Here is a 26,057-nt window from a genome sequence, read left to right on the forward strand (position 1 = left end):
ATAAGAAATAACCGATATACATAGGGTAGTAAGGTGAATTTAATTCATTAATACATAAAAAATTAGGAACGTGAAGGAGAAGAGAAAAGGTGGCACATTTAGAATCAATCATTATTCCTGCACACCATACAATATGGAATGGCTATAATAAAAGAGAGTTAAGAATCGAATTTGCGCTACCTGAAAAAGGGACGAACGAGGAAACCGGATTCTTTATTTTTGCTCCTGGTTTTGGTGGACATATCGACTCTAACGTTTATAAAAAAATGCGGAGTCAATTTTCAGATTTATATAATGTAGTGACAATACAATGTGATTATTTTGGGAATCGTTTTATGCAAGGCGTTGACAGATTTACATTTAACGATGAAACTGCTTTTTTAGCTAAAATATTTTTAGATCATGAAATTGCACAAATCCAAAATGATTCATCAAATTTAATACCATTATTGCAAAATAAAGATGCAGAATTTCCTGTCTATGCAAAATTAGACGAAACTTTAGATGAATTTGCGGATATGAGTTATATGCAGGCAATCGACATTATAACCGCTATTGAAGCTGTTAAAGTTGTTTTAACTAAAAATGGTTTTCAATATAATGAACAGCGAATTATCGGATTTGGACAATCGCAAGGGGCCTATTTACTGCATCTTAGCAACCGCTTAGTGCCGCATTTGTTTTCTCATATTGTTGATCTAGCAGCGTGGGTCTCCCCAGTGTATTTAAAGTATGAGAGATGCCTATATACACAAAAATTATGTGTTTCCTTCAATTACTTAGCAAAGGATATTATTCAAGATCAAGAGGCATTAACGTTACACCAACTTTATAAAAATTTTGAAAATGGGGCATTTATTTATTCAGCTAACGGCACAACAGATAATTTAGTGAATCTGGCGGATAAGAAAAAAAGTTTAAGCGAGTTACAACACGTTCAATTTGAAATTATTGACAATACAAAAGTAGATAATGTAATTTTTAAATCGACAAATCACGGTATGGATGCTGATTTCCTTGAACTTGTAAAGTATGTATTAAAAAAGAAACCCCAACATCATAATATAAATGAACGCCAACTATGCTATACAGTTACGAGTGCTAATACGAAAATCCATGTAGATTATCGTTATGGGTTACCACTCTTTCAGTTAGAAGATGGATATGTGAATATAGATGTAGCACTAGATGAGTTGGCAAAACAAACGAAGCGAAATACAAAGGCTTTGGAAGACTATACATTGAAATCGAAAAATATTATTGCAGAAATAAAACAACAACAACCGACAATAGAATATATCGATACAAAAATTGGTTCTCCAACGATTGCATTAGGTGGTTATTTATTACATAGTAAATATGACCCTATAAAAGAGGCAGAAAAAATAGCTGAAAAGGAAATCGAAGAAGATTATTTACATGTATTATTCGGCTATGGCTATGGCTATGTTGCACAAGCGTTAAAAGCGAAATTAAAGGATGCCCCATTACTCGTTTACGAGCCTGCCATGAGTGGCATTGAAAAAACAATGACTGTTGAAGGTGTGACAGTCATTTCTAATAAAAAACTGTTCCAAGAGCAGGTTAGAGCTTATCACAATGAATATGATACAAATATGAAATTAATTTGTTCTCCTAACTATGATAAATTGTTTCCGATGGAGCAGCGCAATATAAATTTAATTGTGAAAGAAAGCTACTTAGCAGATCGAATGAGAAGAAATACGATTAGTTTCTTTAGTGATATTTGGCAACAAAATGTTCGCCGTAATCTTCAATACTTGAATGGTGCAGAAAGCTTGAATCGTTTATATAAACGCTATACACAGCCTGTTATTGTCGCTTCAGGTGGGCCATCATTAACAAAGCAGCTTCCTTTACTAAAGAAAATTGCAGATCAAGTTGTCATTATCGCAGCAGGTTCTACGACTAAATCCTTACTTGCAGCAGGCATTGAACCAGATTATGTCTTGACAATTGACGGTGCACAAATTAACTATGATTTGCATTTTAAAAACCTAGAAATAGGAAAATCAAAATTAATTACGGCGCTTAGTAGCCATTACAAAATAACTGAGAAGTATCAAAATAATTTGTATTTTTATGGTATGGGGATAGAAGATACAATTTTAGATTATTGCGAGGAAAAGTTAGGGATTAAAATACCGATTATGCTCAATGGGGGGAGCTGTGCACATACAGCGCTCCATGTTGCTACGTTTATCTCAAGTGGTCCTGTCGCATTAATTGGACAAGATTTAGCATTTACAAATAATCAAACACATGCAGCAGACAATGCTGGGTATGTAGAAATTGATGAAAATTGGCTAATTAGAAATCATGCTTATGAAGTAGAAGGGTATAATGGAGATAAAGTTTATACAGATTTAACGTTTAATTCAATGCGCCAGCAATTCGAGGAAATTTATGAAGTGTTAAAAAACAACCATGTCATTTATAACTGTACAGAGGGTGGCAGTAAAATTGAAGGAATGCCGCAAAAAACATTCCAAGATTTTTGTCAGGAGTATGCGGACCTTTTACAAACGAAAGAATTGCAAGATGCCAGCTATGAGAAACAAACAGTCTCTTTAACGCAATTAAAAAAATTCTTTGAAGATGAAATGGATGTATATCGTCAATTGGAACATCAACTTCAAAGAGCACTTTCGATATTAAGGGAAAAGAAATCTAACATTCAATTTACAAAACCTGTTCTCAAAAAGCTAGATAAAATTGACGAGAAATTAATTGAATTGTATGATCAAGTACTTCTAGATAGTGTCATATACCTTATTATTTTAGAAACGCGTAAAGATTATAAGAAAGGAAAAAATGAAACACTAGAACAGACATATGAGCGTGTTTATAATCAAAGTAAAGCATTATATGAAAAATTATTAGTGGTATTCCAGAAAGCTAGACGTTATACACAAGAAGTATTATTAGAAATCGAAGAGAGAGGTACACGTTCATGACAGACTTACAAGAAGTGATTGCAAGTTATAATGAGTATATTTACAATATCCCCCACGGTGCACAGTATATAGCAGAACAATTAGCAGCTGGGAAGCATGATGAAGCACTATTAGCTATTCAAGATTTTTCTGAAGGTATGTTATGGTTGATGGAGTTAAAACCATTGTTGAAGGAACATAATATTGAACTTAATTTTCCTATAGAGCAAATTCAAATGTTTTTAACGGAAATTAATGAAGGATTGAGTAAAAAAGATTGGGTGTTAGTAGCAGATTTATTTGAATATGAAATCACACCATTCTTTGAAGAAGAAGTGCAAATAATACAATAATAAGCAGGGGATTTTTTATGGCGAAAATATTAATCACTGGCGCCGACGGGTTCATCGGCTCACATCTAACAGAGCAGCTTGTACGTGAAGGTCACGAAGTACGAGCATTTGTTTACTACAATTCATTTAACTCTTGGGGATGGCTTGACCAAGCGCCGCAAGATATTAAATCACAACTTAACGTATTCTCTGGAGATATTCGCGATCCTTACGGTGTGAAAGAAGCGATGAAAGGCTGTACACATGTGCTAAATTTAGCGGCACTTATTGCAATACCTTATTCATATCACTCACCAGCGACGTATGTTGATACTAATGTAACTGGGACGTTGAATATCGTGCAAGCGGCAAAAGAATTAAATGTAGAAAAGGTTGTCCACACATCTACGAGTGAAGTATATGGTACAGCTATGTACGTGCCAATTGACGAGAATCATCCACTACAAGGACAGTCGCCGTATTCAGCATCGAAAATTGGGGCAGATCAAATGGCGTTATCATTTTATCGCTCATTTGACACACCTGTTTCTATTATTCGTCCCTTCAATACGTATGGCCCACGTCAATCAGCACGCGCGGTAATACCGACAATTATTAGCCAGCTCGCGAGTGGTCAAACGACAATTAAGCTTGGTGCAGTGAGTCCGACTCGTGATTTTAACTATGTGAAAGATACTGTGCAAGGCTTTATTTCTGTTATGCAATCTGAAAAGTCGATTGGGCAAGTTATTAATATCGGTTCGAACTATGAAGTATCGATTGGTGAGACAGCTGAAATGATTGCTGACATTATGGATGTAGATTTGACGATTGAGACAGATGAACAACGCCTACGTCCCGAAAAGAGCGAGGTTGAGCGTCTTTGGGCCGATAATCAAAAAGCGCGAGAGCTATTAAATTGGACACCACAATACGGTGGGAAAAAAGGCTTCCGACAAGGACTAGAAGAAACGATTGAATGGTTTACGAATCCTAAAAATTTAGCACAATATAAGGCGGATGTGTATAACATATGACGAAACAATGGATAGAATTTGCTCATAACATTAAACAGTTATACGGGAAAGAATTTGTTCCATTACACGAACCAACATTCAATGAAAAAGAAGTCGAATACGTAACAGACTGTATAGAAACTGGCTGGGTGTCGTCTGTGGGGGCATATGTCACACGCTTTGAGGAAGACTTGGCGAAATTTGTCGGTGTGAAACGTGCGGTAGCTGTCGTGAACGGTACGGCGTCACTGCATATCGCCCTAAAGGCAGTTGGAGTTGAGGCTCAAGATGAAGTACTCATGCCTTCTTTAACATTTATTGCGACAGCGAATGCAGTGAGTTACTTGCAAGCTGTGCCGCACTTTGTGGATGTGAATGAAGAGACACTTGGTGTAGACCCTGTGAAGCTTGAGCAGTACTTAGTACAAATTGGCGAAATGCGCGGTGGTGTGCTTTTTAATAAACAGACGAACCGTCGTATAAAAGCACTTGTGCCAATGCACACGTTCGGTCACCCTTGTATGATGGACGAGCTCGTCGCTATTTGTGAAAAGTATCATATTGTTCTCGTAGAAGATGCGGCAGAATCACTTGGTAGCTATTATAAAGGGAAGCATACAGGGACATTTGGTAAAGTAAGTGCGATGAGCTTTAATGGCAATAAAATTATGACGACAGGTGGCGGCGGTGCAATTTTGACAGATGACGAGGAGCTCGCTAATTATATGAAGCACATCACAACAACTGCCAAAGTGCCACACAAGTGGGAATTTGTCCACGATGAAATCGGCTATAACTATCGTATGCCAAATATTAATGCTGCGCTGGGGTGTGCACAGTTAGAAAAGCTCCGAATATTTATTGAGCAAAAGCGTTCGCTCACAAACTTCTATGATGAGCTTGTCGCAACTATAGATGGCGTGCGCTTAATGAAAGAACCGGTTCATACGTCAAGCAATTACTGGTTACAGACGATAGTGCTTGATGAAACGTATAAGCGAGATGAAGTTTTACAGTTATTAAATGATGAAGGTATCATGAGTCGACCTATTTGGACGCCGATGCATGAGTTAGGGATGTATAAAGGTTGTCCGAGGATGGATTTGATGGTGACGGAGAAATTAAAGAGAAAGGTTATCAATATACCTAGCACAGCAATTGAGGTGAAATTATGAATAAATTTGATGAAACAAGTCAATGTAACTGAAATTAAAAATAAGAGTGATATTTATTCATATGAGATGAATGAATATAGACGTTATGTCAAATATTTATTTAATTTTTATTGGTCAGAAGCAAAGTCGTCCTTATTTAGAGAGGAAAGTAACTTCTATTTATCACACACTTGAAAACTTTATAGAAGAATTTTATTTATCAGAGAGAGAAATTCTTGAGATGGATGCTAGTGGTATGTCTATAGGTGTTCATAGTGTGAATCACTTACCATATGAAGGGAATCCACAGGGTTTTTATGATAAAGAAATACGTGGTTGTAAAAACTACTTAGAAAAATTATTGAATAAAGAGGTGAAACTGTATACACCGTCTTTTGGTGGTGGTGAGCAGTCAATTCAAATGCAAGTGGAATTGTTGCCGATTTTAATTGAGAATGGTTTTATTTTAGGATTCACTACAGAAAAGGGTTTTACAGATATGAGAAATGGATTTTGGCATAAGCGAATTGATTGTAATCAATTAATTCTAAATGGAGTTGTTTGATATGAAAATATGCGTTATGACAGGTACAAGAGCAGAGTACGGTTTATTATATCCATTGATGAAGAAGATAAAAGAAGATGATGCATTCCAGTTGCAGTTAGTCGTAACTGGGATGCATTTATCTCCTGAATTTGGCAATACATACGAACAAATTGAACGTGATGGCTTTGTGATTGATGAGAAAGTAGAGATGCTGCTGTCGGGGGATAGTGCGAATAGCGTGGTAAAGTCAATAGGGCTTGCGACGATTGGCTTTGCGGATGCCTTCACTCGATTACGACCAGATTTACTCATTATATTAGGTGATCGCTTTGAAATGTTAGCTGCTGCACAGGCCGCTCTCATTATGCAAATCCCAATTGCACATCTGCACGGGGGAGAGTGTACGTACGGCGCATATGATGATGCGATACGGCATTCAATTACGAAAATGGCAACATGGCACTTTACGAGCACAGCATCTCATCGCAAGCGTGTTATCCAACTTGGTGAGAATCCAGAGCGTGTGTTTAATGTTGGAGCGATTGGCATAGAAAATGTTATGACTATTGACTTATTAACAAAAGCTTCGTTATATGAGCAGCTTTCTGTAGATGAAAATAAACCATTGTTTTTAATTACATATCATCCAGAAACGAACGGGGAAACGGGAGGAATCTTTAAGCTTTTAGCAGCATTAGAAAATTATCCAGAAGTTAACTTATTATTTACAAAATCAAATGCAGATAATGGTGGCAGAGCGATCAATGAAGCGATTCAGCAATTCGTTAATGACCACCCAAATGCGCAATTATATGATTCATTAGGGCAATTGCGCTATTTAAGCGCTGTAAAACATGCACAAGTTGTCATTGGTAATTCTTCAAGCGCATTAATCGAGGTTCCATACTTGGAAACACCGACAGTTAATTGTGGGACAAGACAAAAGGGACGAGAGCGACCAAGTTCCGTGTTCGATGTGGCTTTAAGAACGGAAGATATCGTGGATGCGATTGAACAAGCCCTATCATTTAATGAGCCGTATGAACAAATATTTGGAGATGGTCAGGTGTCTAAAAAAATTATAAAAATTTTAAAAGAGTTACCGTCATTTACAGTAGTAAAGGAGTTTTATGATCTATGACTAAAACATACATCATCGCAGAAGCCGGTGTAAATCATAATGGTTCGCTAGAGTTAGCAAAGGAGCTCGTCCTTGTCGCAAAAGATGCAGGCGCGGATGCTGTAAAGTTTCAGACATTCAAGGCTGAAACTTTAGTGACGAAAGAAGCACAACAAGCAGACTATCAAGTTGAAAATCTAGGTGAAGCTACATCACAATATGCGATGCTCAAAAAACTTGAGCTAACATTTGACGAATTTGTAGAACTTCATGCATTTTGTGATGAGCAAAACATCGCTTTTTTATCGACACCTTTTGATTTTGAAAGTGTCGATTTTTTATTAGACCAATTAGCGATGCAGACTGTGAAAATTCCATCTGGTGAGCTAACGAATTCGCCCTTCATCCATTACATTGCGACAAAGCAACGTCCAATTATTTTATCTACAGGTATGGCGACGGTGGATGAGATACATGAAGCACTAGCGTTTATTGCATATGGTCTAGCTTATCCACAGCAGAGTGTTGATACTACTGAAGTTGAAGCGTTTTATAAAACATTGATAGCGAAAGAACTGCTACAAAAATATGTAACAGTGCTACACTGCACAACACAATACCCAGCACCTGTACATTCTATTAACTTAAAGGCTATGGATGCAATACGTACAACATTCCAAGTGCCTATTGGTTTTTCTGATCATTCGGAAGGCATTATTATACCCATCGGAGCTGTAGTTATGGGTGCAACAGTTATTGAAAAACATTTTACTTTAGATAAGAAAATGGAAGGACCTGACCATGTCGCATCATTAAATCCACAAGAATTGAAAACGATGGTACAGGGAATACGTGAAATTGAAGAGGCACTCGGCGATGGTGTAAAAGAGCCGACAGCAGTTGAGCTGCAAAATCGCCAGCCAGCCCGTAAAAGCTTAGTCGCGAAAAAGGCGATACAAGTAGGAGAAGTATTCTCAGAAATGAACTTAACCGTGAAACGTCCCGGTAATGGGATCGCGCCATCAAAGTACTGGGGATATATTGGTAAAACTGCTACTAAAAATTATGCAGAGGATGCGATGATTGATGAATAAACCGCTTATTATTATTGGCAACGGTGGACATGCATCGGTTTTAACAGAAACATTACTAGCGCAAGATGAGAAAATTATTGGCTTTACCGCACTGAATGAAGAAGATAATTCTTTTAACCTTCGTTATTTAGGGCAAGACGATATTGTGCTGCAATATAATCCAAAAGAGATTGATTTAGTGTTAGGAATTGGTATGGTGGGACCTAACAGTTTACGCACTAAAATTTATCAACATTTTACACAGTTAGGTTACAGTTTTAAATCTGTCATCCACCAGACTGCCATTATCGCCTCTTCTGTTACTTTAGGCGAAGGTGTACAAATGATGGCAGGTACAATTGCTCAAACAAACGTCAAAATTGCCGATAATACTATTATTAATACAGGTGCTCAAATTGATCATGATTGCATGATTAGAGAGCACATACATATCGCACCAGGGGCTGTATTATCTGGTGCAGTGACTATAGGTGAAGGGACGCATATCGGTACAGGCGTTACTGTTATTCAAAATATAACGATTGGAAAAGGCTGTTTAATAGGAGCTGGAGCAGTCGTTTTGAAAAATATAGAAGATAATAAGACGGCGTATGGTGTGCCAGCGAAGGAAGTGTAAATAATGAAACAGTGGCAACAAATTATTGTGAAAAAAAATTATACACTACTAGAAACAATGCAAGTTATTGATGCATCTTCACTTCAGTTTGCAGTTGTTGTAGACGACGAACAGCATTTGCTTGGTACTGTGACGGACGGGGATATTCGGCGTGGTATTTTGCGCGGTGAAGGGCTAGATGTATCGATTGATGAAGTGATGAATACAACACCTATTACCGCTCTAGCTGGGCAAAAACCTTATAAGTATAAACAGTTGATGCAAAAAAAGAAGCTGAAGCAGCTACCGATTGTAGATAGTGCAAAACAATTAATCGATATTGTATTTTTTGATAAGTGGCAAAATATTGGTGAAAATAAAAATAGTGTTATTTTAATGTTGGGTGGTTTAGGCACACGTCTACGTCCATTAACGAATGACGTACCGAAACCGATGTTGAAAGTGGGGAATAAGCCAATTGTCGAAACAATCGTTGATAGCTTCAAGCAACATGGCTACACGAACTTTATTTTTTCGGTTAATTATAAAAAAGAGATGATTCAAGAGTATTTCCAAGATGGTGAGCCTTTTGGAATTTCGATTGAATATATAGAAGAACAAAAGAGGATGGGGACAGCCGGGGCATTGTCGTTATTAAAAGAGCGCCCGGTAGCACCTTTTTTTGTCATGAATGGCGATTTGCTGACACAAATTAATTTTGATCAACTCATGCAGTTTCATAAAGAGCACGAAGCGATTGCGACGATGTGTGTGCGGGAGTATGAGTTTCAAATTCCGTACGGTGTGATTGAAACGAACGGCGCGAATCTTGTCAATATAAAAGAGAAACCTATACATCGTAGTTTTATAAACGCAGGTATTTATGTTTTAAGTCCTGAGGTATTAGATTTTATACCACAATATGAGTTTTATGATATGCCGACATTGTTTGAGCAATTGATGGCAAGAGGTAAAAAAACAGCAGCATTTCCAATTCATGAATACTGGTTGGATATTGGGCAGATGGATGATTTTTATCGGGCGAATGAAGAGTTTGGGAGGTTGGATATATGACTGCAAGATGTTTAGCTGTAATTCCTGCGCGTGGAGGATCAAAAGGAGTACCGGGTAAAAATATAAGACTACTAGCAGGAAAGCCACTCATTGCTTGGACAATTGAAGCGGCTAAAAGATCGAAATATATTACGACAACAATTGTTTCGACGGATGATGAAGAAATTAGTACAGTCGCTATTGAATACGGTGCAGAAGTTCCTTTCATTAGACCCGCCCATTTAGCTGAGGATGATACACCAGGTGTAGCGCCCATTTTGCATGCGTTAGAACAATGTCCAGATTACGATTATGTAGTAGTGCTCCAACCAACTTCACCATTAAGAACAGCTGAAGATATTGATGGGACTATCGAAAAAATGTTTAAAAATGATGGGGATTTTTGTGTTTCTGTTGCAGAGGCGTCACAATCGCCATATTGGATGTACACATTAAATAAAGATGATGTTATGCAACCATTAATAGATTCGCCATTAGTAGTAAGAAGGCAAGAATTACCGAAAGCATATATTTTAAATGGCGCTGTATATGTGGCGAAAGTGGAAGAATTAAAGAAAACGGAAAGCTTTATTACCTCAGAAACAGTTGCATATGAAATGCCAGAAGAACGATCTTTTGATATTGATGTGGAGAAAGATTTTTTGGTTTGTGAGAATATCATGCAACCGCTCGTTGAATAAAATATAATTCCTGTGGCGCTTCCTGAAAATTGTGGGGAATTTAGCCGTTTCGCAAAAAAACATGAAACTTATAGAAATTACTTCCGATAATAGAAGCAAGTAAAAAAATATATATGTGAGGTGAATTCAATGCGTATTACATCGCAAGGGCAGCCTACAGAAGGAGGCAACGTAACTCCAACCAAAGCATCAGAGAAAATAACATCTACCGATTATACTCATATAAGTTCAACACCAAGTGGAGAAACAGCGTTAGTTACTGTAGAAGAAAAAGAAATTTCAAAAGAAAAACTACAACAAGCAGTTGATACGATGAATAATGTGTTGGAGGCAAACAGCAATACGGCAAAATTTGTTTATCATGAAGGGTTAGATCGCTTTTATGTAACGGTTGTAAATAAGGAAACGGATCAGGTTGTAAAAGAGATTCCACCTAAAAAGTTATTAGATGCCTTTTATGAAATGCAAAAGATGCTTGGGTTGATAGTAGACGAAAAAATCTAAACGTATTCAATATTAAGGAGGAAAATGATTATGGTAAATCGAATTGGCGGTTTGGTCTCGGGAATGGATATTGATGGACTTGTACAAAAAATGATGAGAACACAACGAGCACCATTAGACAGACTATTTCAAAATAAGCAAATAGGGGAATGGCAACGTGATGCTTACCGAGCTGTTAATACAAAAATCAGAGCATTTGATACGTATATGGCTGACAATTTAGTGTTAAAGGAACTTAATAGCAAGACGGCTTCTAGTTCTAACTCTAATTTAGTCGATGCTAAAGCAACTGGAAGTGCGTCAGGTACAATAAGTATTGAAGAAGTAAAACAATTAGCAACTGCAGGTCGTCTAGTAGGAGCAAAAACAGTAAAAACTGAAACAGCAACTGGCTCAACAAAATTAAGCGATTTGGGTGTAACTAGTTCAACGATTGATATTAAAGCGATTCAAAATAATGGGACACTTGCAAAAGAAGCTACAAAAATTAGCATTATAGAAGATATGACAGTGGATCAGTTTATTAATAAAGTTAATACTAGTAATGCTGGTGTGACAGCCATTTTTGAAAATGGCCGATTCTCCTTTACCGCTAAAAATACAGGTGATGTAATAAATGGGGAGGAAATCGAGCTTGTCGGTGCAGATGCTCTAGGATTTTCAGCAGCTGATTTTGCTAATCCAGATATAAGTAAAAAAGCTAGTGCAACAGCGGGACAAAATGCTGTTTTCACAGTTAATGGTATCGAAACGGAACGTACATCCAACACCTTCTCCATTTCTGGTTATAACATTACATTAAAGGAGAAATTTGACCAAGGTCCTGCTGTTACAATCACTGCGACAAGCAATGTAGATGAGATGGTAGATAAGGTGAAAGATTTTGTGAAAACCTATAACGGGTTTGTCAAAGACTTAATGGATCAAACAAATGAAACAAGATACCGAGATTATCCACCACTAACAGATGAACAAAGGAAAGAGCTGTCTGAGAGTGAAGTAAAACTTTGGGATGAAAAAGCGAAAAGTGGTTTACTAAGTAGAGATAGTATTTTGCGCGATGGTTTATCTAATATGCGTTCTTTACTCTACCAGTCTAATCCTGCAGTAGAGGATACAAACTATAACACCCTTTATAAAATTGGGATTACTACAACTCAAAATTATAACGATGGTGGTATGATTGAGATTAATGAGGAGAAATTGCGTCAAGCCTTAACAGAAAATCCAGATGCTGTTGAGCAGCTCCTTACAAGTACTGGAAATAAAAATGGTACTGTGACAAAAGTGAACCCAGATACTGGTGTAGAGGAGACCATTACAACAGATACACGTGGCTTTGTTAAAAAACTACGTGATTCATTGGAAGGTTTTAAACTTGCTATTGAGGATAAAGCTGGACGAGCAAACATGGCCGATGAAAAATTTAGTATTGGTCGAGATTTGAAAGCAACAACTGAGCGAATGGATAATTTAAAAAGAAGATTAGAAACGATTGAACAAATGTATTGGAAACAATTCACAGCTATGGAGCAAGCAATGAACAAAGCCAGTGAACAATCAAGTATTTTTATGCAAAGGTAAATAAGAGTCGTCATTAAGTGAAATAGAGGTGTACTATGCAACTAGTAGAACAACTATTACAAGTATCGACGAACTTATATAAAGTTTTAGACGATACACTAATTAGTGAAGAACGTGATGAATATATTGCCCATATACATGAGCTTCTGGATCAACGTAAAATTATTATAGAAATGTTAGTACAACAAGAAGGTGGTTTTCGCTTTGACAAGCAAAATCGTATTCACTGTAAATTACTAGAATTAGATAATGGAATTAAAGAAAGATTGGAGATTGTAATAAATTCTATTAAGAAGGATTTAACAAATCTACAAAAAGCTAAAAAAAATGAATCACAATATTATAATCCTTTTGCAAGTGTGCGAGTAATGGATGGGATGTATTATGATAAAAAAAATTAGTAAATTTAAAGATGTGATGTGACTTACTTTTGAATAATCACACATAACATTTAGATAACCAAAATCATATAATCACTGAATTTAGATAAGGAAATTGATGAAGTATAGATAGGGATAAGTGCAAGTTGTACAAATCAATGTTTAATGAATTTATATCTTACAGTCATTTCATTATTCTCAAAAAAGTAAAGACTTAATGGGAGAGTTTTGTGATATATTATGATAATATTCGTAAAAATAAATGTGAATATATTCTAAAAAAGGGGTTGACCTTGTATGTCAGCTAATTTATCGGCGCAAAATGCCTATAAACAAAATACGGTTTCTACTGCTTCTCCAGGAGAACTAACACTGATGCTTTATAATGGTTGCTTGAAGTTTTTACATCTGGCTAAGATAGCTACTCAAGAAAAAAAGATTCAAGCTAAAAATACCAATATTCAAAAAGCGCAAGCTATTATTCAAGAGTTAATAGTGACATTAAACATGGATTATGCTATTTCAAAAAATATGTTAGCATTATATGAATATATGAACCAACGTTTAATGGAAGCTAATATGCTAGATGATGTAGCCATTATTGAAGAAGTGGAAGGATTTGTGACAGAATTTCGCGATACGTGGAAGGAAGTTATTCGCATTAATCGACAACAGCAATTTGGTCAGGGAAACAGCGGACAAATTTAGACACAATTAGAGACCATCGAAAGTGATGGTCTCTTTTTTGTTAATCGCTATTATCATGAAATAGTCATAAATTAGGCTATTCAAAGGTAAAATATGTTACTTATTCCCTGTGGCTGTTAGTTGGGTATCATGGCATAATCAAAGCAATAAACATGTTTAAAAGAGTACTGGGGTGGGAATATGATCTTTAAGCGTCAAGAAGGTTTCCGATTTAAATTTAAGGAGCCTATTCAAATAACTTTTGCTATTTATGAGAATGGAAAGGTCAATCATGGACAAACGGCTATGGCTGACTTGTTGGATATAAGTCCACGTGGATTAAAGATGTTTACGGAAGTGGATTTAGGTATAAATCCTCCTCCACTAGATATCCATTTTGTGCTTGATACACAAGAAGTACGAGCGTATGGAGAAGTGATTTGGAGTCGTCCATTTGGGAGTGGCAAGCAATATGGCATCTATTTCAATAATCAAGGACCCGTGGAAGATTTGATTGTTGAAGAACTAAAGCTTCGACGAAAAAAGGAAGCAGCAGAAGCGAAAAAACAAAATAATAATTTATAAAAATTTTTGTAAAAAAAAGAATGATTTTAGAGGAATTTCACACACTTGTGTAGAAATAGATAGTATAGCAGTTATAAAGGAGGAGTTTACATGTTAAACTTTAACATTCGTGGTGAAAATATTGAGGTAACTCCAGCTATTCGAGAGTATGTTGAGAACAAAATCGATAAAGTTGAACGCTATTTTAACGAAGATGTTAATGCCAACGCTAATGTCAATTTAAAGGTTTACAATGACAAACAAACGAAAGTGGAAGTCACTATTCCAATGAAGAACCTAACTCTTCGTGCTGAAGAGCGTCATAATGATATGTATGCTGCTGTTGATCTAATTGTTGATAAATTAGAGCGTCAGATCCGCAAGCATAAAACAAAAGTAAACCGTAAATTCCGCGAGCGTGAAGGTGCAGGCCTTTATTTTGCTACTACTCAAGCAGCCGCTGATGCTGTGACAGAGGAAGAAGAATACTCAATTGTTCGTACAAAGCAATTTGATTTAAAACCGATGGATCAAGAAGAGGCAGTTCTACAAATGAATATGCTTGGACATGATTTCTATGTCTTTACCGATGCTGAATCGAACGGCACAAATATTGTATATAAACGTAAAGATGGAAAATATGGCTTAATTGAAACAACTTAAAACTTCATGATGACGAAGGCTCTCGCGATGGCGAGGGCCTTTTTTTGGTATGACAATCATATGTAGCTGGGGTGACAGTTTGCATGAAACTGTTACACAATGGTAAAATGAAAGTTGAATCTATATAGGAAGTGAAAAACATTCATGGCAAACCTATTAAATAAATTATTTGATTTCAATAAACGTGAGCTAAAAAAATTAGAAAAAATCGCTGACCAAGTTGAGCGTTTCGCTTCTCAAATGGAACAGCTTTCAGATGATCAATTACAAGCGAAAACAGATGAATTTAAAAAGCGTTATGCTGAGGGTGAGCATTTAGAGTCGATTCGGGCTGAAGCTTTTGCTGTTTGTCGAGAAGCGGCAAAACGTGTATTAGAGATGTACCCATTCCGCGTTCAAATCATGGGGGCTGCTGCTCTTGATGAGGGGAATATCGCAGAGATGAAAACCGGGGAAGGTAAAACTTTAACAGCGACAATGGCTGTTTATTTAAATGCCATCACTGGTAAAGGTGTACATGTTGTAACAGTCAACGAATACCTAGCGAGTCGTGATGCTGCTGAAATGGGACAACTTTATAATTTCTTAGGCTTATCTGTTGGGCTTAATCTGAATAGCCTTTCAAAAGATGAAAAACGAACTGCTTATGAGGCTGATATTACGTATAGTACAAACAATGAGCTAGGATTTGACTACTTACGTGATAACATGGTGCTTTACAAAGAGGAACGTGTCCAACGTCCATTGCACTATGCTGTCATTGATGAGGTGGATTCGATCTTAATTGATGAAGCGCGTACGCCATTAATTATTTCGGGTCAAGCTGGGAAATCAGCACAGCTTTATAAACAGTCGAATGCGTTTGTACGTATGTTAAATGCAGAGACAGACTATACGTATGAAGAGTCAACAAAAGGTGTTACGTTAACAGATGCAGGTGTGGAAAAAGCAGAAAAAGCATTCGGCATTGATAATCTATTTGATTTGACACATGTTCGTTTAAATCATGCGATCAATCAATCATTAAAGGCGCATGTTAGTATGCATAATGATGTCGATTATGTTGTGCAGGATGGCGAAATTGTGATTGTTGATGGCTTTACTGGTCGTTTAATGAAGGGTCGTCGTTATTCTGATGGCTTACACCAAGCAATTGAAGCTAAAGAAGGCGTTGAGATTCAAAATGAATCGATGACTATGGCGACAATTACCTTCCAAAACTACTTCCGTATGTATCAAAAGCTTGCAGGGATGACAGGTACAGCGAAAACAGAGGAAGAGGAATTCCGTAATATTTACAATATGAATGTTGTCGCTATTCCGACGAATAAACCGATTGCTCGTGATGATCGTGCTGACTTGATTTTTGCAACGATGGAAGGGAAATATAAAGCAGTTGCTGCTGATATCGCAGAGCGTCATAGAGCTGGTCAACCTGTTCTTGTTGGTACAGTTGCTATTGAAACGTCTGAGATTATTTCTAAACTATTGGATAAACATAAAATTCCTCATAATGTATTAAATGCGAAAAATCATGAACGTGAAGCTGAAATCATTGCGAACGCTGGTACAAAGGGTGCAGTGACAATTGCAACAAACATGGCTGGACGTGGTACAGATATTAAACCTGGCGAAGGAGTACTTGAAATTGGCGGTTTAGCGGTAATCGGTACAGAGCGACATGAATCACGTCGTATTGATAATCAGCTTCGTGGACGTTCTGGTCGTCAAGGGAATCCAGGGGTTACACAATTCTACCTATCCCTAGAGGATGATTTAATGCGTCGTTTTGGCTCTGATAATATGAAGTCGATGATGATGCGGTTAGGTATGGATGATTCCCAGCCATTGCAATCTAAAGTTGTGTCGAGAGCTGTAGAATCAGCGCAGAAACGTGTCGAAGGTAATAACTTTGATGCGCGTAAACGATTATTACAATATGACGATGTATTACGTCAGCAACGTGAGATTATATATAAAGAGCGTTATGATGTGCTTGAAACAGAAAATATGCGGGTGCTTGTTGAGTCTATGATTCAAGAAACAATCGATAATGTTGTTAGCCTGTATACTCAAGGTGAACAGAAGGATTGGAACCTAAAGGCTATTGAAGACTTTGTAGCGGCTAATCTTTTAGAGGAAGGTCAACTTAAAGTATCTGATTTCCAAGGCAAGTCTGCTGAAGATATTAATCAGTTAATCTCTGATGCTGTTCATGTTCGTTATGATGAAAAAGAGGCAGAACTGACACCAGAACGTATGCGTGAGTTTGAAAAGGTTATTTTATTACGATCAATCGATACAAAATGGATTGATCATATTGATGCAATGGATCAACTACGTCAAGGTATCCATCTGCGTGCTTATGGTCAAAACGATCCTCTTCGCGAATATCAACAAGAGGGCTTTGCAATGTTTGAGGATATGGTAGCCTCTATTCGTGAGGATGTTGCGAAATATGCGATGAAAGCAGAAATCCGCAATAATCTGGAGCGTGAAGAGGTGGCGAAGGGGCAGGCTGTTAATCCAAAAGAAGAAGGTGGCTCTGCGCCGAAAAAGCAACCAGTACGTAAAGCTGAAAACATTGGCCGTAATGATTTATGTCCATGTGGTAGCGGCAAGAAATTTAAAAACTGTCATGGCACAGCTCAATAATATCTAGGTGAAAAAATCATTTTAACTACGTGTTGAAATGATTTTTTCTTTTTTAAAATAACTCAAAAATGAAGAAATTTTAGTAAAAAAAGTCAGAATTTATAGACAATTGAAAAATATGGGTATACAATAGCTGTAATAATAGGTATTTAGTACAAGTTATTTATCCTATTATTATCCTGAATTATTGATTGTGAGACTAAGTCTTAAGAGAGATTGGAATTTTTAAGCAATCTTACTCATTGAAAATAGCGGGAATGTAGAGTAGTATATTCCTTTTTATTTTGACTGGAAGCAACATAAAATGTATGAAGGGGGACTATAGATGCATAAAAAAGATATTATGAATAGTGAAACAATGATGTATATGCCTGTGTATGATTCCTTTGGAAATTTATGTACGCAGGTGTTTGAGAAAAATAATGAGTATATATCTACGCTACCACCAACGAAATTATTGGACTTTAATCTGCGTTATTTTGGTTCTAGTTTAAGAGGAGCGTTCGATGGTTCAAAAATGATCCTAGGCAAGCTTAATAAAAATCCTATTGTCGTGCACGAACGTTGTAATATTTTATGGTTCCCTAGTAGGTCTCCTCTACATCCTGACTGTATCTGGTTCGCTGTCCATCATATAGATGACTATGTCGCTGTGGATAAAAAGATGACAAAGGTTACTTTTATGAATGGCAAGGAATTTATTGTGGATGTCAGTGTGAATGCGTTAGAGTCTCGGATTCAAAGAGCTTTTTTATTAAAATATAGACTAGAGAAACGAACAAAATATTTACTTGTTCAGTATGACCGTGTGAAAGTATTTCAACGTCTTGCCAAAAATATGTTTGAGGACGAGACGCAGGATAGTTGACTTAATTGCACAAAACATCTGCTATATAGTATGTTTTCGTTTCTAAAAACGTTATAATAAAAAGATACGGGGCTTTATGAATAAACTGTTAGCTCCATGACTAACGTTCGGAGGATTTAACGATGATTGAATTAGCAGATGTACGCAATGTGTTAGACACTACAGCCAAAAAATTGGCGGACTTTAGGGGGTCTCTTTGACTTAGAGAACAAAGAGGCACGTATTCAGGAGCTAGATGAAATGATGCTAGAGCCAGGCTTTTGGGATGATCAGCAGGGTGCTCAGGTGATTATCAATGAAGGAAATGGCTTGAAAGCTATTGTCAATGAATATAAAGATTTAGTGGAAACACATGAAAATTTAGATATGACACTGGAACTTTTACGTGAAGAACCAGACGAAGAATTACAAGAAGAACTAGGCAAAGAACTAGCAGAATTCCAACAAAAGATGGCTGATTTTGAGCTTCAATTACTGCTAAGTGGCCCATACGATCAAAACAATGCCATTTTAGAGCTGCATCCTGGTGCTGGTGGTACGGAATCACAGGACTGGGGTTCAATGCTATTGCGTATGTATACACGATGGGCTGAGAAGCGTGGATTTAAAGTGGAAACAGTGGACTATCTACCAGGAGATGAAGCCGGAATTAAATCTGTAACATTGTCGATTAAAGGTCACAATGCTTTCGGTTATTTACAAGCGGAAAAGGGTGTGCATCGTCTAGTACGTATTTCTCCATTCGATTCGTCTGGTCGCCGTCATACGTCTTTTGTTTCCTGTGATGTTATGCCAGAGTTTGACGACAATATTGAAATCGATATTCGTACAGAGGATTTAAAAATTGATACGTATCGTGCTACAGGTGCAGGTGGTCAGCATATTAATACGACAGATTCTGCCGTTCGTATTACGCATATTCCTACTGGTACGATCGTACAATGTCAAGCTGAGCGCTCCCAGATTAAAAACCGTGAAAAAGCGATGACGATGTTAAAAGGGAAGCTATATCAATTAGAACTTGATAAACAGCAGGCACAATTAGATGAAATACGTGGTGAACAAAAAGAAATAGGCTGGGGCTCCCAAATTCGTTCGTATGTCTTCCACCCATACTCAATGGTGAAAGATCATCGTACAAATGAAGAAACAGGTAATGTGGGTGCAGTGATGGATGGCGATTTAGATCCATTTATTAATGCCTATTTACGTTCAAAAATAAATTAATACCCAAATTCCCCAAGAGTGAGATGCTCTTGGGGAATTTTTGTTAAAAGGGTGGGTGATAGGGTGCATCTTGGCTAAGCTGTTTTCGTTCATTCATGTAATATTTATACAGCATAGAAGCGTTAAGAAATTGTTTACTAATAGAAGCATATCGAATAGGTAGTTCGATTTGTTTATTATTTTTTAACGTTACAATACACCCCATTTCACTAGGTGTAATATTAATAATTGCATGAAGCCCTATCCATATATTATGAATGGAGCTGGGAGAATAAGTTGGCAGAAAAATACAGGGATAACCATAATCAAAGGCCACGACGATTGGTAGCTTGTGTTGATTGCCGAAAAAACGTTTAGCCGATTGTTTTGCGGCTTCATAGGTAGATCCTAATGAGAGACAGGATTTTCGAAGGACATGCATCGGTTTGCGTGTAACAATCAGCTCATTATGCTTATCAATCACATGCGTGAAGACTTTGGAGTCATGCTGAATAGGTTGCAGCAAATAAGTATTGAATGACATTAAGTAGCCGTTTACAAAGTTAGTTGTCATATAGGGAGTGCCTCCTTTTTTCTAGTGATAACGGTAGTGTAAAACAAAATATGACTTTCTTAAATTGGATGAAATAGTTGAAAATCGTTCATAAAAGCACGAAATGCCTAGAGAATTTGCTCTAAATATCAATTGATTAATAGCTAATCTAAGATATTTTCGAATCGTAAGCATTGCTTTTTAATTTCAATTTTCATATAATTTAGAAAAGGATCGAGGTGAGATCGTTGGATAAATATTATTCGTATACCGATTTTCTGAAAGCCGTTGGTCAGTCGAAAAAAGTTGATGAGGCAGAGAAATTATTAAACGAGATTTATTTAGATTTATTTTTAAATCGTATCCAGCGTATGCATCGGCAAGAGCAGCTCATGGTTCTGATAGATAGAGCACTCGATGAAAAAGATGAAAACGCATTTTATCAATACGCATCCGAACTAACTTCCTTACTCCAAACAGAAGAAGAATCATATTGACGAACCCGCTCTCCATATCTATTGGAGAGTGGGGTTTTTTTGCTTTTGAAAATAGTTGCAGTGGAAGTAAAGAGTGTATGTGTTGGCTAGAAGAAGTGGTTTTGCTTATAGAATGAGGAAAGTCATTCAAAAAGTTTGAGCCTCTGTTTATAAAAAAGTGAGAGCGCTCCGATAAAGTAGAATCCGCTCATAAAAGGAGGAGAGCCAGGCTCCTGAGAGAGTATGAGCTACACATGAAGCAAAAAGGAAATCCCATCCATCGATGAAGCTTGAAAATCTAATAAAACGGCTATTATAAGAGTAACAAGTTAAATGGACCTTATTATTATGTAATAAAAATTTTAGAGATGAAAAAAAATTTTACAAACATTCGTTCGTTAAATGTTCGAAATTTTAATATTGCTATGCTAAAATATATGTACAAATTGGAAGGAAAGGACGTGGACATGAGTGCAATCATTTGATTTACAAGCGCCATATCAGCCTAACGGGGATCAGCCACAGGCCATTGCGGAATTAGTGGAGGGTGTGAAAGCAGGCAAACGTCATCAAACATTGCTTGGTGCTACTGGAACAGGTAAGACATTTACCATCTCGAATGTCATCCAGCAAGTTAAAAAACCAACACTAATCATGGCACACAATAAAACACTAGCTGGCCAGTTATATAGTGAATTTAAAGAGTTCTTCCCGAATAACGCCGTAGAATATTTTGTCAGCTACTATGATTACTACCAACCAGAAGCTTATGTACCGCAAACAGATACCTATATAGAAAAAGACTCTAGTATTAACGATGAAATTGATAAGCTGCGTCACTCTGCTACCTCTGCATTGTTTGAGCGTGAGGATGTCATTATTATTGCATCTGTGTCCTGCATTTATGGTTTAGGTTCTCCCGAAGAATATCGAGAAATGGTTGTTTCCATTCGTACAGGTATGGAAATTGAACGTAATCAGCTATTACGCAAGCTTGTAGACGTTCAGTATGAGCGAAATGATGTTAGTTTTACACGCGGAACATTTCGGGTACGTGGAGATGTAGTGGAAATCTTCCCAGCCTCTCGTGATGAGCATTGTATTCGTGTGGAATTTTTTGGGGATGAAATCGATCGTATCCGTGAGGTAGATGCACTAACGGGAGAGATTTTATCGGATCGAGAGCATGTTGCTATTTTCCCTGCATCCCACTTCGTTACACGAGAAGAGAAAATGCGTAAAGCGATTGAAAACATTGAAAAAGAATTAGAGGAACGACTTGCTTTATTACGTGCAGAAGATAAATTACTAGAGGCACAACGTTTAGAACAACGTACACGGTATGATTTAGAGATGATGCGTGAAATGGGCTTTTGCTCTGGGATTGAAAACTATTCACGTCATTTAACATTGCGTGAAGCAGGTGCCACTCCATATACGTTGCTAGATTATTTCCCCGAAGACTTTTTACTTGTGGTTGATGAAAGTCATGTAACACTCCCACAGGTTCGAGGAATGTACAATGGTGACCAAGCGCGTAAAGGTGTGCTCGTAGAACACGGCTTTCGCTTGCCATCAGCACTTGATAACCGTCCTTTGCGTTTTGAAGAGTATGAAAATCGTGTACATCAAGCAATTTATGTATCAGCCACACCTGGTCCATATGAGCTGGAGCATACACCAGAAATGGTAGAGCAAATTATCCGACCAACTGGATTATTAGATCCATTAATTAATGTACGTCCTATCGAAGGGCAAATCGATAATTTAATTGATGAAATACAAGATCGAATTGCGCGAGATGAGCGAGTTTTAGTGACAACGCTAACGAAGAAAATGTCTGAGGATTTATCGGCCTACTTGAAGGAAATGGGCTTAAAAGTAGAATACCTACATTCAGAAATTAAGACACTAGAGCGTATTGAAATTATCCGTGAGCTACGCAAAGGAACGTATGATGTGCTAATTGGTATTAATTTATTGCGTGAAGGTCTTGATATTCCTGAAGTGTCCCTTGTGGCCATTTTAGATGCTGATAAAGAAGGATTTTTACGTTCAGAGCGTTCATTGATTCAAACCATTGGTCGTGCTGCTCGTAACGCGAATGGTCATGTCATTATGTATGCAGACCATGTAACAGACTCGATGAAAAAGGCAATTGATGAAACGAAACGTCGTCGTGCGTTACAAATGGCTTATAACGAGGAGCATGGCATAACACCTCAAACGATCATTAAGAAAATCCCAGATGTGATTCGCGCAACACAAGTAGCAGAAGAAGAGGAATCCTATGTAACAAAGGCCACGAAAGGCAAAAAGCTGACAAAGGCGGAAAGAGAACAGCTCTTGGCTTCTCTAGAAGTCGAAATGAAGGAAGCAGCAAAAGCGCTTGACTTTGAACGTGCGGCTGAGTTACGAGATACAATATTTGAATTGAAGGTAGAAGGGTGAATGACTTGTGAAAAATACTGAAATCGTCGTGCAAGGTGCACGTGCTCATAATTTAAAAAATATTAATGTCACAATTCCGCGTGACCAATTAGTCGTTTTAACAGGATTATCGGGCTCCGGAAAGTCTTCTTTAGCATTTGACACAATTTATGCGGAGGGCCAGCGTCGTTACGTTGAGTCCCTTTCCGCCTATGCCCGTCAATTTCTTGGACAAATGGATAAGCCAGATGTCGATGCGATAGAAGGTTTATCGCCTGCTATTTCCATTGATCAAAAAACGACAAGTCGTAACCCACGATCTACTGTCGGTACGGTAACGGAAATCTATGATTACCTACGTTTACTTTATGCCCGCATTGGTAAACCTATCTGTCCAAATCATGGTATAGAAATCACTTCCCAAACAATTGAGCAAATGGTGGATCGTTTATTAACCTATCCTGAGAGAACTAAGATGCAGCTCCTTGCACCAATGGTTTCTGGACGTAAGGGTACCCATGTTAAACTGCTAGAAGATTTAAAAAAGCAGGGGTTTGTTCGTGTACGAATTGATGGAGAATTGCGTGATTTAGATGATGCTATCGAACTTGATAAAAATAAAAAGCATTCCATCGAAGTAGTAGTGGATCGTGTTGTTATGAAGGAAGGGATTGCTGCTCGTCTGAGTGATTCTTTAGAAACGGCTTTACGTCTAGCAGATGGACGTGTGCTTGTCGATGTGATGGAACATGAAGAGTTACTATTTAGTGAGCATCATGCCTGCCCATTATGTGGTTTTTCTATTGGTGAGTTAGAGCCTCGTATGTTTTCATTTAATAGTCCGTTTGGTGCTTGTCCAAGTTGTGATGGCTTAGGTTCAACACAAGAGGTGGATTTAGATTTAGTGGTGCCTGATTGGGATCGTTCCTTGTTAGAGCATGCCATTGCACCATGGGAGCCAACTAGTTCGCAGTACTACCCACAATTACTAAAAGCTGTATGTGATCATTACGATATTCCAATGGACGTGCCTGTGAAGGATTTGCCAAAGGAAAAGATGGATAAGGTTTTATATGGCTCTGGAAAAGACAAGATACACTTCCATTATGAAAATGAGTTTGGCAATGTGCGAGATCAAATGATTGAATTTGAAGGTGTAGTGCGCAATGTTGAGCGTCGTTTTAAAGAGACGACATCCGATTATGTTCGTGAGCAGATGGAAAAATATATGGCACAGCAGGCTTGTCCTTCATGTAAAGGGTATCGTTTAAAGCCTGAAACGCTAGCAGTGAAAGTAGCAGATAAACATATCGGTGAGGTTACACAATATTCGATTCAGGAAGCAGACACATTCTTCAAAGAGCTTGACCTCACTGAAAAGGATATGCAAATTGCTCGATTAGTTTTACGAGAAATCGAAGAACGATTGGGCTTCCTTGTGAATGTTGGTTTAGACTATTTAACATTGAGTCGTGCAGCAGGTACATTATCTGGTGGAGAGGCACAACGTATTCGCCTTGCTACGCAAATTGGTTCACGATTAACAGGAGTCCTCTATATTTTAGATGAGCCTTCGATTGGTTTGCATCAGCGAGATAATGATCGGCTGATTAGCACGTTACAAAATATGCGTGACATTGGGAATACGCTGATTGTGGTAGAGCATGATGAAGATACGATGCTTGCAGCAGATTATCTCATCGATGTAGGACCTGGAGCAGGCGTCCATGGCGGTCAAATTGTGGCAGCAGGAACACCGCAGGAAGTTATGAATAATGCAAAATCCTTAACTGGACAATATTTAAGCGGTAGAAAGTTTATTCCTTTACCAATAGAAAGACGCCAACCAAATGGTCGAAAGCTGTCTATTAAAGGTGCCAAGGAAAATAACTTACGCAATGTTAAAGTAGACGTTCCACTAGGCTTATTTGTAGCAGTGACAGGCGTGTCTGGTTCAGGGAAATCTACACTGATAAATGAAATTTTATATAAATCTTTGGCACAGAAGCTCAATCGTTCAAAGGTTAAGCCTGGCGAGCATAAAGAAGTGACAGGTATCGATGAGCTTGAAAAAGTAATCGATATTGACCAATCGCCAATTGGGCGTACACCTCGTTCAAATCCAGCAACTTATACAGGTGTTTTTGACGATATTCGCGATGTTTTTGCAGCAACAAATGAAGCAAAGGTACGAGGCTATAAAAAAGGACGCTTTAGCTTTAATGTCAAGGGCGGTCGCTGTGAAGCATGTCGTGGTGACGGCATTATTAAAATTGAGATGCATTTCCTTCCTGATGTTTATGTACCATGTGAAGTATGTCACGGCAAACGTTATAACCGTGAAACACTTGAAGTGAAGTATAAAGATAAGAGTATTGCAGATATTCTCGATATGACGATTGAGAATGCAGTAGTGTTTTTTGAAAATATTCCAAAGATCCAGCGTAAGCTACAAACGATTGTTGATGTTGGGTTGGGCTATATGAAATTAGGGCAACCAGCCACAACCTTATCGGGTGGTGAGGCACAGCGTGTAAAACTAGCCTCTGAATTACACCGACGCTCAACAGGGAAATCCTTTTATATTTTAGATGAACCAACAACAGGATTACATGCCGATGATATTGCTCGTTTACTTGTCGTGTTGCAGCGACTTGTTGAAAACGGTGATTCGGTATTAGTTATTGAGCATAACTTAGATGTGATTAAAACAGCTGATTATATCATTGACTTAGGTCCAGAAGGTGGAGACAAAGGTGGTACGATTGTTGCAACTGGTACACCTGAAGAGGTAGTAGAAGTAGCTGGCTCCTATACAGGCAAATACTTAAAACCAATTCTGGAACGTGATCGTATGAGAATGGATGCATTGCTAGCAGAAGCTTCTAAATCTTAAGGATTTTACATTCGAACTGAAA

Annotated in this window: 23 protein-coding genes; 22 read left to right on the forward strand and 1 reads right to left on the reverse strand. The window is 37.7% G+C overall.

All coding sequences use genetic code 11. The annotated features are described in order from the left end of the window. Positions 1–89 precede the first annotated feature (89 nt). The 19 genes from L6W14_RS03125 to prfB all read left to right on the forward strand — a co-directional run bounded on the left by L6W14_RS03125 (position 90) and on the right by prfB (position 19,701). On the forward strand, positions 90–2,978 hold the full coding sequence (locus L6W14_RS03125) for a 6-hydroxymethylpterin diphosphokinase MptE-like protein (protein WP_237899324.1): 2,889 nt from the start codon (positions 90–92) through the stop codon (positions 2,976–2,978). Further along, positions 2,975–3,310 carry a DUF8042 domain-containing protein gene (locus tag L6W14_RS03130; RefSeq protein ID WP_237899325.1) on the forward strand — a complete coding sequence of 112 codons (336 nt, stop codon included), beginning with the start codon at positions 2,975–2,977 and terminating at the stop codon, positions 3,308–3,310. The genes L6W14_RS03125 and L6W14_RS03130 overlap by 4 nt, the downstream gene beginning before the upstream one ends. A gap of 17 nt (positions 3,311–3,327) precedes the next feature. Then, positions 3,328–4,326 (forward strand): NAD-dependent 4,6-dehydratase LegB, encoded by a 999-nt coding sequence (locus tag L6W14_RS03135; protein WP_237899326.1) that lies wholly within the window; start codon positions 3,328–3,330, stop codon positions 4,324–4,326. Further along, positions 4,323–5,480 carry a LegC family aminotransferase gene (locus L6W14_RS03140; protein WP_237899335.1) on the forward strand — a complete coding sequence of 386 codons (1,158 nt, stop codon included), beginning with the start codon at positions 4,323–4,325 and terminating at the stop codon, positions 5,478–5,480. The genes L6W14_RS03135 and L6W14_RS03140 overlap by 4 nt, the downstream gene beginning before the upstream one ends. A gap of 85 nt (positions 5,481–5,565) precedes the next feature. After that, entirely contained in the window at positions 5,566–6,024 is a 459-nt protein-coding gene (locus L6W14_RS03145; RefSeq protein ID WP_237899342.1) for a polysaccharide deacetylase family protein, read from the forward strand. Between the two features lies 1 nt (position 6,025). Next, positions 6,026–7,147 carry a UDP-N-acetylglucosamine 2-epimerase gene (gene neuC, locus L6W14_RS03150; protein WP_237899344.1) on the forward strand — a complete coding sequence of 374 codons (1,122 nt, stop codon included), beginning with the start codon at positions 6,026–6,028 and terminating at the stop codon, positions 7,145–7,147. Further along, complete coding sequence (neuB, locus tag L6W14_RS03155) at positions 7,144–8,220, forward strand: N-acetylneuraminate synthase (protein ID WP_237899346.1); 1,077 nt, start codon at positions 7,144–7,146, stop codon at positions 8,218–8,220. The genes neuC and neuB overlap by 4 nt, the downstream gene beginning before the upstream one ends. Next, the gene (locus tag L6W14_RS03160) at positions 8,213–8,836 is read left to right on the forward strand and encodes an acetyltransferase (protein WP_237899348.1); all 624 of its coding nucleotides are present in this window, start codon (positions 8,213–8,215) and stop codon (positions 8,834–8,836) included. The genes neuB and L6W14_RS03160 overlap by 8 nt, the downstream gene beginning before the upstream one ends. 3 nt (positions 8,837–8,839) lie before the next feature. After that, positions 8,840–9,889 (forward strand): nucleotidyltransferase family protein, encoded by a 1,050-nt coding sequence (locus L6W14_RS03165; protein WP_237899349.1) that lies wholly within the window; start codon positions 8,840–8,842, stop codon positions 9,887–9,889. After that, complete coding sequence (locus tag L6W14_RS03170; RefSeq protein WP_216486513.1) at positions 9,886–10,569, forward strand: acylneuraminate cytidylyltransferase family protein; 684 nt, start codon at positions 9,886–9,888, stop codon at positions 10,567–10,569. The genes L6W14_RS03165 and L6W14_RS03170 overlap by 4 nt, the downstream gene beginning before the upstream one ends. A gap of 129 nt (positions 10,570–10,698) precedes the next feature. Next, positions 10,699–11,073: a flagellar protein FlaG gene (locus L6W14_RS03175; protein WP_131522097.1), complete on the forward strand. Its 375-nt coding sequence runs from the start codon at positions 10,699–10,701 to the stop codon at positions 11,071–11,073. A gap of 30 nt (positions 11,074–11,103) precedes the next feature. Then, positions 11,104–12,657: a flagellar filament capping protein FliD gene (gene fliD, locus L6W14_RS03180; protein ID WP_237899356.1), complete on the forward strand. Its 1,554-nt coding sequence runs from the start codon at positions 11,104–11,106 to the stop codon at positions 12,655–12,657. Between the two features lie 35 nt (positions 12,658–12,692). Beyond that, entirely contained in the window at positions 12,693–13,058 is a 366-nt protein-coding gene (locus tag L6W14_RS03185) for a flagellar protein FliT (protein WP_237899359.1), read from the forward strand. 276 nt (positions 13,059–13,334) lie between these two features. Continuing rightward, positions 13,335–13,745 (forward strand): flagellar export chaperone FliS, encoded by a 411-nt coding sequence (gene fliS / locus L6W14_RS03190; RefSeq protein WP_131522094.1) that lies wholly within the window; start codon positions 13,335–13,337, stop codon positions 13,743–13,745. A 180-nt stretch (positions 13,746–13,925) separates the two neighbouring features. Next, a complete protein-coding gene (locus tag L6W14_RS03195; protein ID WP_048392058.1) occupies positions 13,926–14,309 on the forward strand; it encodes a PilZ domain-containing protein in 384 nt (127 codons plus the stop codon). Between the two features lie 90 nt (positions 14,310–14,399). Then, positions 14,400–14,951, forward strand: coding sequence for a ribosome hibernation-promoting factor, HPF/YfiA family (gene hpf, locus L6W14_RS03200; protein WP_131522093.1), 552 nt, complete (start codon positions 14,400–14,402; stop codon positions 14,949–14,951). A 144-nt stretch (positions 14,952–15,095) separates the two neighbouring features. Further along, positions 15,096–17,606: a preprotein translocase subunit SecA gene (secA, locus tag L6W14_RS03205; RefSeq protein ID WP_066036288.1), complete on the forward strand. Its 2,511-nt coding sequence runs from the start codon at positions 15,096–15,098 to the stop codon at positions 17,604–17,606. 325 nt (positions 17,607–17,931) lie between these two features. Continuing rightward, positions 17,932–18,474, forward strand: coding sequence for a competence protein ComK (locus L6W14_RS03210; RefSeq protein ID WP_131522092.1), 543 nt, complete (start codon positions 17,932–17,934; stop codon positions 18,472–18,474). Between the two features lie 122 nt (positions 18,475–18,596). Next, positions 18,597–19,701, forward strand: a protein-coding gene (gene prfB / locus L6W14_RS03215) for a peptide chain release factor 2 (protein ID WP_237497242.1) whose coding sequence is annotated in 2 segments (ribosomal slippage) — positions 18,597–18,671 and positions 18,673–19,701 — 1,104 coding nt in all. Because the reading frame shifts where the segments join, the coding sequence is not laid out codon by codon here. Positions 19,702–19,744: 43 nt separating this feature from the next. Here the strand turns inward: prfB and L6W14_RS03220 are convergent. After that, positions 19,745–20,254 (reverse strand): competence protein ComK, encoded by a 510-nt coding sequence (locus L6W14_RS03220; protein ID WP_131522091.1) that lies wholly within the window; start codon positions 20,252–20,254, stop codon positions 19,745–19,747. 227 nt (positions 20,255–20,481) lie between these two features. Between L6W14_RS03220 and L6W14_RS03225 the strand changes: the two genes are divergently transcribed. The 3 genes from L6W14_RS03225 to uvrA all read left to right on the forward strand — a co-directional run bounded on the left by L6W14_RS03225 (position 20,482) and on the right by uvrA (position 26,035). Next, on the forward strand, positions 20,482–20,730 hold the full coding sequence (locus L6W14_RS03225) for an IDEAL domain-containing protein (RefSeq protein WP_131522090.1): 249 nt from the start codon (positions 20,482–20,484) through the stop codon (positions 20,728–20,730). Positions 20,731–21,180: 450 nt separating this feature from the next. Further along, on the forward strand, positions 21,181–23,160 hold the full coding sequence (uvrB, locus tag L6W14_RS03230; RefSeq protein WP_237899361.1) for an excinuclease ABC subunit UvrB: 1,980 nt from the start codon (positions 21,181–21,183) through the stop codon (positions 23,158–23,160). A gap of 7 nt (positions 23,161–23,167) precedes the next feature. Then, positions 23,168–26,035, forward strand: coding sequence for an excinuclease ABC subunit UvrA (gene uvrA / locus L6W14_RS03235; protein WP_131522088.1), 2,868 nt, complete (start codon positions 23,168–23,170; stop codon positions 26,033–26,035). Positions 26,036–26,057 lie beyond the last annotated feature (22 nt).

Origin of the sequence: Lysinibacillus sp. ACHW1.5, from assembly GCF_022014815.1 — a bacterium.
In the GTDB taxonomy this organism is placed as follows: Bacteria; Bacillota; Bacilli; order Bacillales_A; family Planococcaceae; genus Lysinibacillus; species Lysinibacillus capsici.

What these genes read in the sequence shown, in the direction of transcription:
- secA (WP_066036288.1), top strand. Translation starts at nt 15,096, where the DNA reads ATGGCAAACCTATTAAATAAATTATTTGATTTCAATAAACGTGAGCTA.
- fliS (WP_131522094.1), top strand. Translation starts at nt 13,335, where the DNA reads ATGTCAGCTAATTTATCGGCGCAAAATGCCTATAAACAAAATACGGTT.
- hpf (WP_131522093.1), top strand. Translation starts at nt 14,400, where the DNA reads ATGTTAAACTTTAACATTCGTGGTGAAAATATTGAGGTAACTCCAGCT.
- L6W14_RS03195 (WP_048392058.1), top strand. Translation starts at nt 13,926, where the DNA reads ATGATCTTTAAGCGTCAAGAAGGTTTCCGATTTAAATTTAAGGAGCCT.
- L6W14_RS03175 (WP_131522097.1), top strand. Translation starts at nt 10,699, where the DNA reads ATGCGTATTACATCGCAAGGGCAGCCTACAGAAGGAGGCAACGTAACT.
- neuC (WP_237899344.1), top strand. Translation starts at nt 6,026, where the DNA reads ATGAAAATATGCGTTATGACAGGTACAAGAGCAGAGTACGGTTTATTA.
- L6W14_RS03165 (WP_237899349.1), top strand. Translation starts at nt 8,840, where the DNA reads ATGAAACAGTGGCAACAAATTATTGTGAAAAAAAATTATACACTACTA.
- L6W14_RS03210 (WP_131522092.1), top strand. Translation starts at nt 17,932, where the DNA reads ATGCATAAAAAAGATATTATGAATAGTGAAACAATGATGTATATGCCT.
- L6W14_RS03160 (WP_237899348.1), top strand. Translation starts at nt 8,213, where the DNA reads ATGAATAAACCGCTTATTATTATTGGCAACGGTGGACATGCATCGGTT.
- L6W14_RS03135 (WP_237899326.1), top strand. Translation starts at nt 3,328, where the DNA reads ATGGCGAAAATATTAATCACTGGCGCCGACGGGTTCATCGGCTCACAT.
- L6W14_RS03140 (WP_237899335.1), top strand. Translation starts at nt 4,323, where the DNA reads ATGACGAAACAATGGATAGAATTTGCTCATAACATTAAACAGTTATAC.
- L6W14_RS03220 (WP_131522091.1), bottom strand. Translation starts at nt 20,254, where the DNA reads ATGACAACTAACTTTGTAAACGGCTACTTAATGTCATTCAATACTTAT.
- fliD (WP_237899356.1), top strand. Translation starts at nt 11,104, where the DNA reads ATGGTAAATCGAATTGGCGGTTTGGTCTCGGGAATGGATATTGATGGA.
- L6W14_RS03145 (WP_237899342.1), top strand. Translation starts at nt 5,566, where the DNA reads ATGTCAAATATTTATTTAATTTTTATTGGTCAGAAGCAAAGTCGTCCT.
- neuB (WP_237899346.1), top strand. Translation starts at nt 7,144, where the DNA reads ATGACTAAAACATACATCATCGCAGAAGCCGGTGTAAATCATAATGGT.
- L6W14_RS03130 (WP_237899325.1), top strand. Translation starts at nt 2,975, where the DNA reads ATGACAGACTTACAAGAAGTGATTGCAAGTTATAATGAGTATATTTAC.
- L6W14_RS03170 (WP_216486513.1), top strand. Translation starts at nt 9,886, where the DNA reads ATGACTGCAAGATGTTTAGCTGTAATTCCTGCGCGTGGAGGATCAAAA.
- L6W14_RS03185 (WP_237899359.1), top strand. Translation starts at nt 12,693, where the DNA reads ATGCAACTAGTAGAACAACTATTACAAGTATCGACGAACTTATATAAA.